This window comes from Bacillus sp. FSL K6-6540, from assembly GCF_038007545.1.
The window spans coordinates 5,793,080-5,805,933 of the sequence record NZ_JBBOXH010000001.1; the positions used below are offsets into that span (position 1 = coordinate 5,793,080).

At 52.3% G+C, this 12,854-nt stretch carries 10 protein-coding genes, 1 pseudogene and 1 riboswitch; all 11 genes and pseudogenes read right to left on the bottom strand.

Annotation, left to right across the window (positions count from 1 at the left end):
* Positions 1–15: 15 nt before the first annotated feature.
* Complete coding sequence (locus MHH82_RS25720; RefSeq protein WP_340968459.1) at positions 16–1,098, bottom strand: sensor histidine kinase; 1,083 nt, start codon at positions 1,096–1,098, stop codon at positions 16–18.
* 5 nt (positions 1,099–1,103) lie between these two features.
* Positions 1,104–2,210, bottom strand: coding sequence for a cell wall-active antibiotics response protein LiaF (liaF, locus tag MHH82_RS25725; RefSeq protein ID WP_340968461.1), 1,107 nt, complete (start codon positions 2,208–2,210; stop codon positions 1,104–1,106).
* Positions 2,211–2,409: 199 nt separating this feature from the next.
* Complete coding sequence (locus tag MHH82_RS25730) at positions 2,410–2,610, bottom strand: hypothetical protein (RefSeq protein WP_009594314.1); 201 nt, start codon at positions 2,608–2,610, stop codon at positions 2,410–2,412.
* A 132-nt stretch (positions 2,611–2,742) separates the two neighbouring features.
* Positions 2,743–3,489, bottom strand: coding sequence for a 3D domain-containing protein (locus MHH82_RS25735; protein ID WP_009594309.1), 747 nt, complete (start codon positions 3,487–3,489; stop codon positions 2,743–2,745).
* Between the two features lie 105 nt (positions 3,490–3,594).
* The gene (thrS, locus tag MHH82_RS25740) at positions 3,595–5,532 is read right to left on the bottom strand and encodes a threonine--tRNA ligase (protein WP_015737121.1); all 1,938 of its coding nucleotides are present in this window, start codon (positions 5,530–5,532) and stop codon (positions 3,595–3,597) included.
* A gap of 463 nt (positions 5,533–5,995) precedes the next feature.
* Positions 5,996–6,901, bottom strand: coding sequence for a putative sporulation protein YtxC (locus MHH82_RS25745; RefSeq protein WP_015737122.1), 906 nt, complete (start codon positions 6,899–6,901; stop codon positions 5,996–5,998).
* Positions 6,902–7,334: 433 nt separating this feature from the next.
* Positions 7,335–7,577: pseudogene (gene tnpA / locus MHH82_RS25750) on the bottom strand (IS200/IS605 family transposase); the annotation flags it as partial.
* Positions 7,578–7,769: 192 nt separating this feature from the next.
* On the bottom strand, positions 7,770–8,903 hold the full coding sequence (mqnC, locus tag MHH82_RS25755; protein ID WP_015737124.1) for a cyclic dehypoxanthinyl futalosine synthase: 1,134 nt from the start codon (positions 8,901–8,903) through the stop codon (positions 7,770–7,772).
* Positions 8,904–9,068: 165 nt separating this feature from the next.
* On the bottom strand, positions 9,069–10,289 hold the full coding sequence (locus MHH82_RS25760; RefSeq protein WP_049788738.1) for an aminotransferase class I/II-fold pyridoxal phosphate-dependent enzyme: 1,221 nt from the start codon (positions 10,287–10,289) through the stop codon (positions 9,069–9,071).
* Positions 10,286–11,470, bottom strand: a complete 1,185-nt coding sequence (locus tag MHH82_RS25765) for a PLP-dependent transferase (protein ID WP_145040488.1) — start codon at positions 11,468–11,470, stop codon at positions 10,286–10,288. Before MHH82_RS25765 ends, MHH82_RS25760 begins: the two co-directional genes overlap by 4 nt.
* Positions 11,471–11,494: 24 nt before the next feature.
* Positions 11,495–12,412 carry a homoserine O-acetyltransferase MetA gene (gene metA / locus MHH82_RS25770; protein WP_015737127.1) on the bottom strand — a complete coding sequence of 306 codons (918 nt, stop codon included), beginning with the start codon at positions 12,410–12,412 and terminating at the stop codon, positions 11,495–11,497.
* A gap of 131 nt (positions 12,413–12,543) precedes the next feature.
* Positions 12,544–12,672, bottom strand: a riboswitch (SAM riboswitch).
* Positions 12,673–12,854 lie beyond the last annotated feature (182 nt).

A 12,854-nucleotide genomic window follows, 5' to 3' on the forward strand; every position in this document is an offset into this window, starting at 1 on the left:
ATTGTTGTCCCCTCTCTATTCCACTGGCTCAGCCAGCACTTCCTCATCCTTGTTCTCTTCCTCCGCCGCTCCGGTATTGCCCTCGGCCTCAAATAACGGAATATTCACGCGCACCGTCGTTCCCGCGCCCTTCTTGCTTATAATATCGACCTGTCCGCCAAGCTTTTCGGCCCGTTCGCGCATCGTCGACAGCCCGTACGATCCCTGCTTGCCTGCCACCTCGTCAAAGCCGACACCGTCATCGCTGATGCTTAAAATCACGCGTTTCTGGTCCTCGCGAAGCGACATGCTGACAAGGCCCGCACCGGCATGCTTCACGATATTAGCCACCGCTTCCTGGATGATCAGGAAGAGCTGATGCTCAATCGCATCCGACACCCCGCCATAGAGCTCGACATCCTTCATGCCCTTCAGGCCGTTTTGGCGGCAGTAATCCGGAAACCACCGTTCCAGTGCTTCTTCCAGGGTTCTGCCTTCCAGCTCCACGGGCCGAAGCTGCGCAATCAGCGCCCGCATCTGCTTCTGCGCCACATGGGACATCTCGATCAACTGGCCGAGCACCTTGTCGCCCTGCTCCGGGTTTCGCTTCAGTACCGCCGGAAGGGATGAAGCCGACATATGGATCGCGAACAGCTGCTGGCTGACCGTATCGTGCAGATCCCTTGCCATCCGACGCCGTTCCTCAAGAACCGCGGCTTCCGCGGCAATCTCTTTCTCAATGACGTCCTGCTCGCCGAGGCGCTGCAGCAGCTTCATTTTCTTCTCCAACGCTTCCGTCATCCCGTTAAACTCATCGTACACTCTGGCAAAAGACCCGTCTTCCATGGCAGGCAGCCGCACGTTCAGATTTCCTTTGGCAACCTGCAGCATGTTCAGATGAAGCAGATCCAGCGGCCGCTGGATGCGCTGTCCCGCGATGTATCCCGCTATCCCCGTAAACAGAAGTACACCGACCGTGTAATACACCCACAGCCGGTTATCTTCAATATGTATGTAGCCGGATTGGTTTGCTGCGTACAGGAAAACAGCAACCCCGGCTCCGATCAACAGAAAATAAAACAATATCACCCATTTGGTATTTTTCAATATCCCCATCATAACGATTAACCTACCCTATTCACTTTGACGTCACCGATAAATACGCTCACGGTAATTCGAATTTTCTTGCCCGCTTCCCTGTAATGCGGGCTTTCCAGGCCGGCATTGCTCATAAAGCCGCTTCGGGACTCCTCCAGCACCTTCATATCGCCGATGAAGGAATTGGTCGTGACATGAATGCCGACGTCCGAATCGTTCGGAACGAACACCTTGACATCCCCGATAAACGCCGAGATGTTGATTTTCGTTTCGCCGTAAGGGATTTGAGCTTTGGTCAGGTCCAGTACCGTATCGCCGATGAACTGCGAAATATTCGTCGGCTTCAGCTGGAAATAATCCTTCCCCATGTGCACGTCCCCGATAAAAGAGGACTTGTTCACCGTATCATGGCTATGCCAGGATTGGTGATGATGATGTTGATGATGGTGGTGTTCATCCTTATATTCCGATCCGTCGCCGTAGCTTTTGCCGTTATCGTCAAAATCCACATGAACTCTGAACTTGCTGCGATCCGGACGTTCCTGGCGCGGGCGCTCATGCTGCTGTCCCTGCCAGCGGTACCCTTTGCTTGAATTTTGCGAGTCTCTTGATTCGAACTCCGACTCTTCATAAGCCTTGTCAGCCTTGTCTGGCTTGCCGAATCTTCGCTCGAATTCTTCGTCCAGGGAGGATTCCAGCGGACGCGCTTCAGGCGGCTCCGGGATATCGTAATCGTCCCGACGATGCGAGCCGAAATCATCCGGACTTGGCGGTGATGGCGGCGGCGTATGATCCTTCGGTTTGAAAATAACCTGCAATCCGTACCCGATCAGGATGATCGGAATCGCGTATTTGATCAAATCGCCGAAAGAGAAATGGATCATGTCCAGATTTCTTCCGAGAAAGTAGGATCCGATCACGATCGGTACGATCGAGCCCCACAATGCTCCGCCACGGGCATAAATCAAGCTTTGCAGCCCGAACCAGATGATGAACACCGGCCAAAATGTCGAGAATATATAACCAAGGTCCACATGTATAATATCGAGCTGATTGAGAAGAAACACCACACCAATGCCGATGAGCAGCAATCCGTTGCTAAGCTGGCTCCATCCTTTTCTACTCATGGTCATCCCCTAGCCTTCCAGTTCTATTTTTTCTTAATTACAGTGTACAACATATTGCGATGAACGGGTTAGCGGCGGTGGAATGAAGTTGATCTCGGTCTCGAGACCGAGTCGCTGGATATAAATGGATATCATTCCATAATAAAAGACCTCCGCTTTAAGCGGAGGTCTTATTGCTGCACGAACGGGCGTTGACATCTACACCTTAACGGTTTGCAGAATGGTCCCCTGGTGTGTTCAGATCGCCAAACTCAGCGTCAAACTTCTCGTTCGGTTTTTTGTAGTTCTCCTGTACTTTGGAGTTCCCTTTTGGGTTGCTGGCGATGCTGGTCTCTTCAGCAAACTCAGCGTTAAACTTTTCGTTAGGTGTTTTAAAGTTCTCTTGCACCTTGTTCTTTTTAGCCACAATATTCACCTCCCTGTTCATTTGCGATACCATCATCCTCTTCAGGGGTTTGGCCCCCGAAAAGTAGTATGTGATGAACAGGGTGTCATTATTCTTAAATGTTTACTGCCAAAGACGCGCAGCAAAATTACCCTAAATGGCTTCCTCCAGCACGGATGAAGGCAGGAAACGATAGGTCTCAATCGCGTCCTCCAAGGTTCTCAGCATGGCTTCCGTGCATTTGCCGCTTCCGGTTTTAATGACCTGCACCTCGACGTCCTTTTTCCCCCACTCCTTAAACACCTGCTTGGTGGTGGAGAAATAGAGGTCAATCTTCTGGCCCTTGATGGCTGATCCGATATCCGCTACGATCCCATACCCATAGCCGGGAATGTAGAGAATGCTGCCGAGCGGAAATACATCAGGATCCGCGGCAATCGTAGACAGCGTATTTCGATCCCGCTTGACCTTCACCCCGGAGTAGGTGATTCCATACTGGGGATGTCCCGGCTTCTTCCCGGTCGACTCGTAACCTGCCGTGTATCCCGTAGCGGTTACCTTCACCGTATGCAGCACCTGGTCCTCCCTCGGGGCAAGCACCGGCATGGACTCGCGTTTCTTGCCGGGCTCACTGGTCTTCGGCCCCGTACTTGGAACCTCCAAATATCTATTCATATCACTAAAACCTACCACGCGCAGCGCATAGAAGCGAGACATTTCAACGTAATCGGAGCCATGTATTTCCTCTGATGGATCATACACATTTCGGGTGTCCGTCGATTCGTAGGATTCGCTTAGAATCAAATTGCGGGCCTCTACTGCCGTAGAGCCTGCGCTGAACAAGATGGCTGATAAAATAAAACCAGCAAAAAACCTCTGCCATGTTTTCCATTGGATCATGTGAATACCTCCCCCTTACTAGCGAGGGTTCCCACTTCCCGAATAGAATATACGTCATGGCAGAGGTCTGCATGTTTCCTCGGTTACTTATCTTTTACGGCTAAACTAAACCACATGGGTGTTAATTTCTTCACGCAGCTTGAGGATGATTTCGTCCAGCGGCTGGGCCCCGATGTCCCCTTCGCCGCGCTTGCGGACGGAAACCGCTCCGGCATTTTTCTCGTTCTCGCCAACGATGAACATGTATGGAATCTTCTCGAGCTGTGCTTCGCGAATCTTGTAGCCCAGCTTCTCGTTGCGAAGATCCGGCTCTACGGAAATACCGGCGAATTGAAGCTTCTCGGCCACTTCCTTGGCGTAGTCTTCAAAGGCGTTGGATACCGGAATGACTTTGACCTGTACCGGGGAAAGCCACAACGGCAGCGCCCCTGCAAAATTCTCGAGCAAGAATGCCGTAAAGCGTTCCATGGTGCCCAGAATCCCGCGGTGGATTACGACAGGACGGTGCTTCTGGCCATCGTCGCCGACATATTCCAGCTCAAAGCGCTCAGGCAGCAGGAAGTCGAGCTGGACGGTGGACAGCGTTTCTTCCTTGCCCAGTGCCGTGCGGATCTGAACGTCAAGCTTCGGTCCGTAGAAGGCAGCTTCGCCTTCCGCTTCATAGAACGGCATGTCCAGGCTCTCCACTACTTCACGCAGCATGCGCTGGGACATTTCCCACATTTCGTCGTTCTGGAAGTACTTCTCGGTATCCTGCGGATCCCGGTAAGACAGACGGAAGCGATAGTCGTGAATGCCGAAGTCCTTGTAGACCGTCATGATCAGCTGAATGACCCGGGCAAACTCTTCCTTGATCTGATCCGGACGGCAGAAAATATGCGAGTCGTTCAGCGTCATCGCGCGCACGCGATGCAGGCCGGTCAGTGCGCCGGACATCTCGTAGCGGTGCTGCATGCCTAGCTCCGCAATGCGGATCGGCAGATCCCGGTAGCTGTGCATATCGCTCTTATATACCATCATATGGTGAGGGCAGTTCATCGGACGCAGAACAAGCTCCTCGTTGTCCATTTCCATTTTCGGGAACATGTCCTCCTGATAGTGCTCCCAGTGACCGGAGGTTTTGTACAGCTCCACGTTTCCAAGTACAGGGGTGTACACGTGCTGGTAACCCAGGCGTTCCTCCATGTCCACGATATAACGCTCCAGGGTACGGCGCAGCTTCGCGCCGTTAGGCAGCCAGATCGGCAAGCCTTGTCCAACGAGCTGAGAGAACGTAAACATTTGCAATTCCTTGCCCAATTTGCGGTGGTCGCGCTTTTTGGCTTCCTCCAGCAGGCGAAGATGCTCGTCGAGCTGCGCTTTTTTCACAAACGCCGTACCGTAAACACGCTGAAGCATTTTGTTCTTGCTGTCGCCGCGCCAGTATGCGCCTGCCACGTTCATCAGCTTGAACACCTTGATTTTGCCGGTTGAAGGGACGTGCGGTCCACGGCAAAGGTCGAAGAATTCGCCCTGCTCGTAAATCGTGATGATGCTGTCCTCCGGCAGGGCGTTGATCAGCTCCAGTTTGTATGGATCGCCAAGCTCGCCGAAAATGCGCAGCGCGTCCGCACGGCTCACTTCCTTGCGGACGATCGGGAGGTTCTCGCCGATAATGCGTTCCATTTCCTTCTCGATCTTCTGCAGATCCTCCGGATTCAAAGGCTCTTCCAGGTCCATGTCGTAATAGAAGCCGTCTTCGATGACCGGCCCTACGCCAAGCTTGACTTCTTTCTGTCCATACAAACGCTTGGTTGCCTGAGCCAGCAAATGCGCTGTACTGTGGCGCATCACCTCAAGTCCTTCGGGCGTATCCTGCGTTACGATTTCGATCAGCGCTCCGTCCTGAAGCGGAGTGGATAGATCCACGACGATCCCGTCCATTTTTCCCGCAACGGCATTCTTTCTCAGTCCGCTGCTGATCGACGCAGCCACATCCTCGATATTGCTGCCGGCCTCATACTCCCGTACGGAGCCGTCAGGCAGTTTAATGCTAATAGCCACCTTGCATTCCTCCCCAAAAAAGTTTTCACGTTTCTTCCATATATGAAGGACGCGTTAGTCTCCCCGTGAAGCAAGGCCTTGGGCTGTTCACAAGCCCGCCTGGACTTCAGCGAAGGATACCGGAACATGCAAAAAACACCCGTCCCGCGAAGGGACGAGTGTTATACCCGTGGTTCCACCCTAATTCGATCTCTCCATCCTCTTATGTACCCGGTACATAATCGATTAAGATCCTTCATCAGCATTGAGTAACGGTCATGAACCGGTGAAGCCTACTCATCCGCATTCTTGATGACTTGCGGGTTCGACGACACAGCTACAAAGGGGTAAATCAATGGCGAACCGGAGGAAATTGCAGCCGAGGTTTCCTCTCTCTGAGCGGTCGGATCCGGATTGATTCATGTCTTTGTCAGAGCTTTTACGTGAATTTATCAGTAATTATAATCCTGACCGCTTCGGTGCGTCAAGTCATCATTCGTCCGCTTCCCAGAAGCGCGCTGCATTCCGGACAGCTGCAGCATACTTCGGCGCGGTTATCAAAGATATGGGCCAATGTCGCGATGACGGGAAGCTCCGGCTGCCTCGTGTGGATAATCATGCGGGCCGGAGATACCGAAATCAGCGTGCTGACGACCATATCCTCAATCTCCATCTCCTGGTCCAGCCTTTCCATAACCAGTCCGTCGTCACGAGGGCGTTCGATCGGGCGAAGATTGCCGTCCAGCAGCAAAAAGTCCTCTTCCCCTTTATGAATGACGTGAACCAGCGGCATTTTGGGCTCCTGAAAATAAACGAAATATTTCAGCAGGCTTACGAACTCCTCATACTGCTGATCAAGCATAAACTCATCCACCGCGTACTCGGCCATCTCGCGAAGCTCCTGTTCATAGGACTGGAGCCTGAAGGTCATGAAACCGTCCAGATTGAGCTCCGGCGCCTCGTTAAGGCATTGATAAATGCCTTCAGCCAGCTTGCGCTTGCGGCTCTGCCAGAAATCCCCGGACGGGCCTTCTTCTTTTTGCAGGAGCATCAAAAACCACTGCAAAATCCGCCCTGCTTCTTCCTCATCATCAAACTCGAATTCCGAGAACATTAACCGTGCAGCAATCTCCTGCTCCTTCTCCTCCAGAATGTAAGCCGTGACTGCTTCGGCAGCAAGCCGGCGCAGCGTGTCGGCCGATGCGGTCCACGAAGACAGCGGAAGCTTGCCGGAGCACGTCCAAATCACGCGGTCATTCGAAGCGCTGAATGTGAATTTGAGCGGCTTGCACTGTTTATGTAGCTCTTTCTGCTTGTCTGACAATATGCGGTGGAACGCCTTTTTCTCGTCTTCCGTCCGCGTACCGACAGAAATGCTGAACAGTTCCATGGAATCACTCCTTTCGAGTTCCCTTTTCAGTATATGGGGACCCGCTCGGGTATATACGGAACTCCTGCTTGGAAAAACAAGCAAGTCCGGGCGCGCATATTAAAAATGTTTATCAACGCACATTCCATGAAGGGCCTGCCGCTCTTTTCTGTAATTTTTTATTGCGATGTCAGGAAGGTTCATGTTTTGGAGTTTATACTTTCTGATATCTAAATCATGACCACCCGTCCAACGGGTGGTTTGCTCTTGGGGTATAACCCCTTGTTGCCAAACTGCGCCTAAAGACGCTAGCCTGACCACAAATCCGTTCAGGCTCAGTGTTTTTGTCACTTTCACTTACCAGTTAAACTGGTTTATTTCTTCTTGCTCCTGTTGCTACTGAACGGATCTTCGTACTCTTTTACACTCAGCTTATCTACCGCTTGGTCATGTGATATCCCATGAACGATGAGACTGCAATTTTCGGTGGGATCGCTACCAACATGTATACATGATCTGGCATCATATGCCCTTATATGATCTCTACACCTTTGTACTTGCATAAGCGCTTGAAAATTTCAATCAGATCTCTTCTCACTTGATTATAAATCTCTTTCCGTCTATACTTCGGGGTGAATACAATGTGGTATTTGCACATCCACTTTGTGTGAGCTAGGCTGTAGCTCTTGTTTGCCATCTAAGACCATTCCTTTCTTTGAGCCTGAACATCTCAAGTTTATCGGAATGGCTTAGTGGTCAAATCCTCAATCCCTCCACCCGCATAGCGGGTGGTTTTTTGTTTCGCGCGTTTCACGCACTCAACTGGCTAAAGCCAAAATAATAAAAAACGGGCCGAGTCGGCCCGTCTTGCGGATTATAAGTTATGCGATTAGTTCTGCATTACGAAGTCGCGCTCCACGGTGCTGTTATCCTCGAACACGCGAAGGATATCATACCGGGTGTTGCGCTGAGCCGGAATGTTGCCGGTCTCGCGGATTAATTGAATAATCGATTCAATGTTGACCTTGTACACGGCGCCTGCGGAAGACACCACGTTCTCCTCCATCATCGTGCTGCCGAAGTCGTTGCAGCCGTAACTGAGCGACAGCTTGCCGATCTCAGGCCCCATCGTTACCCAGGACGATTGCAGGTTCGGCACGTTGTCGATCGCAAGCCGGCCGATGGCTACCGTCTTCAGGTACGCTTCCGGCGTTTCGCGCTCGCGCTTGAGGTTCGTGTTGTCCGGTTGGAAGGTAAACGGAATGAAGGCCAGGAAGCCTTTGGAGTCATACCCGTTCTGGATGCATTCATCCTGTGCGTCACGTACGCGAAGCATGTGCAGCGCCCGTTCTTCCATCGTTTCGCCAAGACCGATGACCATGGTAGCCGTCGTGTTCATACCGACCTTATGGGCCGTTTGCATGACATCCATCCATTGGCGCCATGTACCTTTCAAACGGCTGACTTTTTTGCGGATGCGATCATCCAGAATCTCCGCGCCGCCGCCAGGCAGCGAATCCAGACCGGCGCTGTGAAGCTCGCGCATCACCTCTTCGAGTGTGAGCCCGGAGATCTCCACCATCTTCATGATTTCGGCCGGGGAGAAGGAATGCATCGTAATGTTAGGGAACCGCTTCTTAATGTTGCGAAGCAGGTCCGTATAATAATTGAAAGGCAAATCCGGATTGACTCCGCCCTGCATCAAAATTTCAGTGCCGTTAACGTCCTCGGTTTCCTGAATCTTCTGGAAGATCGTCTCATCAGGCAGAACATAGCCCTCGGAAGAGCCGGGTCTGCGATAAAAAGCACAGAAACGGCAGAATACGTCACATATGTTGGTGTAGTTGATATTCCGGCCGATAACAAACGTCGTGATGGGATCCGGATGCAGGCGCTTGGTCATCACATCCGCCGCATGGCCAATCTTCTCGATCTCATCACTCTCAAAAAGGGTCACGGTATCTTCCAAATTTAAACGCTCACCGCGTAAAGCTTTATCCAATATACGGTTTACCGCACTCATTCTTGCAGCCTCCCTACTTAAAACAAAATACAAATCACCAGTAAAACTTCGTCTATCCCATCCTACCACATTCCGCCATTAAAAACGACATCCCGTCCGTGACAGGATGCCGAATTCTATGATTTGGCAAATCTTCAAATGAGGTTCATTGCTTCTTAAAAATCTTTAGTTGCTGGCAGAAAAGGCCTGGTCCAAATCGGCAATCAGGTCATCCACATCCTCCAGTCCGACCGAGAAGCGAAGCAAACCGTCGGTAATGCCGCGCTCATGCCGAACCTTCTCGCCCATGGCCGCATGGGACATCATCGCCGGATACGACAGGATGCTCTCCACTGCTCCCAGGCTGACGGCTACCAGCGGCAGCTTCACGCGGTTCAGCACCTGCTTCGCACGCTCGCCTGAGCCGACGTCAAAGGAGATGACCGCGCCGTAACCGCTCGATTGCTTCTCATGGACTTCCCGTCCCGGATGATTCAATAGGCCGGGGTAATACACTTGCTCTATGTCGCTTCTCCCTTGCAGCCAGGCCGCCAGCTTGGCCGCGCTTTGCTCGGAGTGGGCCATCCGAGTGCTAAGCGTCTTCATGCCCCGCATAAGGAGCCAGGAATCCTGGACCCCAAGCACCGTGCCCAAACCATTTTGCAGCTGTTTCAACTGGTCTCCCAGCTCCTGGGTTCTGGCTACGGCGAGACCTGCCAGCACATCGCTGTGTCCGCCAAGGAATTTGGTTGCGCTGTGGATGACGATATCCACGCCGAACTCGATCGGGCGCTGATAGAACGGCGTCATGAACGTATTGTCCAGCAGGGTAAGCAGGCCTTGCTCCTTAGCCCAATCCGTGACGGCGCCGATGTCGGTAATTTTCAAGGTCGGGTTCGAAGGGGTTTCCATATAAACCGCTTTGGTATTCGGTTTGAGGGCCGCCTTCACCTGATCCAGATCGGTCATGTCGACGAAGGTGCTCTCGATGCCCATGCGGCTCAGTATGCTGGTCAGCAGGCGGTAGGTTCCGCCGTATACGTCCTCCGTCACGATCATATGATCGCCCGCGGACAGCAGCATGAACGAGCTGGAGATCGCCGCCATGCCGGAAGCATAAGCGAAGCCGCGCACGCCTCCTTCCAAGAGGGCGATATAATCTTCCAGCGCCTGCCGCGTCGGATTGCCGGAACGGCTGTAATCGTGCAGTGGCGGGTTAAAGACGTCTTCATGATGAAACGTCGAGGCTTGATAGATCGGAACGCTTGAGGCGCCGGTTGCCCGGTCGATTTCCCCGCCGAAATGCAATAGTTTCGTCTCGAAACGAAGTTCTTCTTGGTGTCCCTGTTTTACTGATACCTGCTTGGTTTCCGTTCCCAAGCCGGATAGACCTTTATCGATGCTCATGCTCCCGTGCTCCCTTCCACTTCTGCCATAGCCGCGCCCAGCGCAGCATCCAAATCCGCGATCAGGTCATCCGCATGCTCGATGCCGACCGAGAACCGGAGCAAGCGGTCGTCCACGCCGATCGCTTCCCGAATCTCAAGCGGGATGTCCGCATGGGTCTGGACCGCCGGGTATGTCATCAGGGACTCGACGCCTCCGAGGCTTTCTGCGAATGCAATCAGTTTGATGTGCCGCAGCACCGGTTCGACATAGCGGGCGTCCTTCACCTTGAAGGAGAAGATGCCCGTGTTGCCGCTGGATTGGCGATTCTGGATCTCATGCCCCGGATGATCCGGCAGAGCAGGGTAATACACCTCGCCGATCGCCGGGTGGGTTGTCAAAAAGGATGCCACCGCGGTTGCATTCGATTCGTGCCGGTCCATGCGAAGCGCAAGTGTCTTCATCCCCCTCATTAACTGGTAGGAATCGGAAGGACTCAGCACCGCCCCGATGGAGTTATGAAGGAAGGCCATCTCCTCGGATAATTCCTTGCCCTTCGTCACGATGATGCCTGCCAGCACATCGTTATGCCCTCCCAGATACTTGGTGGCGCTATGTATGACGATATCCGCCCCAAGCTCGATGGGTCTCTGGAAATACGGGGTTAGCAGCGTATTATCCACGATGCTGATCAATTGATGGCGTCTTGCCCACGTACAGACGGCTTCGATATCCGTAATCATCATGAGCGGATTCGTCGGCGTTTCGATAAATACGGCCTTCGTGTTCGGTCGTCTGGATCCTTCCAGCGCATCCAAGTCGTTTGTATCCACGTAGGTTGCCGTTACCCCGAACTTGGACATGATCCGCTCCAGCAGCCGATACGTCCCTCCGTACAGATCGAGCGACACAATCAGGTGATCGCCTTGACCGAACAGCGCAAAAATCGTCTGAAGGGCCGCCATGCCCGAGCTGCAGGCAAAGCCGGCGTCACCGGATTCCAGCTCGGCGCAAGCATCCTCGAGTACCGAACGTGTCGGATTCTTGGTGCGGGCATAATCAAACCCCGTGCTCTGGCCTAATTTAGGATGGCGGTATGCCGTAGCCTGATAAATCGGAAAATTCACTGCTCCCGTTACCGGTTCCTGCACCGATCCGATCTGTGCCAGCCGGCTCTCTATATTCAAAGGTTTCTTCTCCATCACAAACTCTCCTCCCGTACGCTGTTAAATTTGCGGACCGATATCATATGGCGTTTCCTGATATACATAGTAATTGAGCCAATTAGTGAATAATAAGTTTGCATGCGCGCGCCATATGGACGGAGGCGTTCTTGTTGGATCGTCGTTCGGGTAATAGTTGCGCGGCAGCGCGATGTCCATGCCTTTGGCAACGTCCCGGTCATACTCCCATTTCAGGGAGTCCGCATCATACTCGGAATGCCCTGTGGCAAAAATCTGCTTGCCGTCCCGGCTGGACACCAAATAAATCCCTGCTTCCTCGGACTCGGACAGGATGACCAAATCATCCACGCCTGTTATGTCTTCGCGCCGAACTTCCGTATGACGGGAATGCGGAACAAAGAACATTTCGTCAAATCCGCGGAGCAGCTTGGTACACGCTTCATTGATCGTATGCGGAAATACGCCAAAGCACTTTTCCTCGAGGCTGTATTTCGGCACGCCGTAATGATAATAAAGCCCGGCTTGCGACGCCCAGCAGATATGGAGCGTGGAGGTTACATGGGTCTTGGTCCATTCAAAAATTTCAGTAAGCTCATCCCAGTAATTCACTTCTTCGAACTCCAGCTGCTCGACCGGAGCTCCTGTAATGATCATGCCGTCAAAACGACGGTTCTTCACTTCTTCAAAGGTTTTGTAAAATGATTTCAAATGCTCGGCCGACGTATTCTTCGATACGTGGGAACTCGGGTGAAGAAGGACGACATCCACCTGGAGCGGGGAGTTGCCGATCAATCGCAGCAGCTGGGTCTCCGTCGTTTCCTTGGTTGGCATCAAATTGAGGATCGCAATCCGCAGCGGGCGGATATCCTGATGAAACGCGTGACTCTCATCCATGACAAAAATGTTTTCTCCAGCCAGAACTTCCTTTGCCGGCAGGGCATCCGGAATTTTAATTGGCATCTCGGCTCACTCCTTCGAAATATGAAATGATACATCCATAAAGCTGTGAGAAAGAGCGTTAGACTGTATAAACGCAAGAAGACCTTTCTCGAAGTAGAGAAAGGTCATCATATACGTATCACAATGCGCCTCTCTCATCTGTCAGGCTATACAACGGCTTATACAATCGTCGTATCTCCTGCAAGAATTAGCACCGTGCGATGTTGCCGCCGGTTGCCGGGTTTCATAGGGCTAGTCCCTCCACCTGCTCTTGATAAGATTTCGCTTTATTCAGTTGTTTGGAATTGTTTCGTAATTGATACCTACTTTAAATCATCCTCAATTTTTCGTCAAGAACCTTTTCATGAGTTTGTCACACTTCACCAAAGGTTTCCATACCCTATATCATGGCCCTTGGACTGCTCCGGATTTCACTTGAAAGGTCCTACACCCGGCGTTATAC

What these genes read in the sequence shown, in the direction of transcription:
- MHH82_RS25720 (WP_340968459.1), bottom strand. Translation starts at nt 1,098, where the DNA reads ATGATGGGGATATTGAAAAATACCAAATGGGTGATATTGTTTTATTTT.
- liaF (WP_340968461.1), bottom strand. Translation starts at nt 2,210, where the DNA reads ATGACCATGAGTAGAAAAGGATGGAGCCAGCTTAGCAACGGATTGCTG.
- MHH82_RS25735 (WP_009594309.1), bottom strand. Translation starts at nt 3,489, where the DNA reads ATGATCCAATGGAAAACATGGCAGAGGTTTTTTGCTGGTTTTATTTTA.
- MHH82_RS25745 (WP_015737122.1), bottom strand. Translation starts at nt 6,901, where the DNA reads ATGGAACTGTTCAGCATTTCTGTCGGTACGCGGACGGAAGACGAGAAA.
- mqnC (WP_015737124.1), bottom strand. Translation starts at nt 8,903, where the DNA reads ATGAGTGCGGTAAACCGTATATTGGATAAAGCTTTACGCGGTGAGCGT.
- MHH82_RS25760 (WP_049788738.1), bottom strand. Translation starts at nt 10,289, where the DNA reads ATGAGCATCGATAAAGGTCTATCCGGCTTGGGAACGGAAACCAAGCAG.
- MHH82_RS25765 (WP_145040488.1), bottom strand. Translation starts at nt 11,470, where the DNA reads ATGGAGAAGAAACCTTTGAATATAGAGAGCCGGCTGGCACAGATCGGA.
- metA (WP_015737127.1), bottom strand. Translation starts at nt 12,412, where the DNA reads ATGCCAATTAAAATTCCGGATGCCCTGCCGGCAAAGGAAGTTCTGGCT.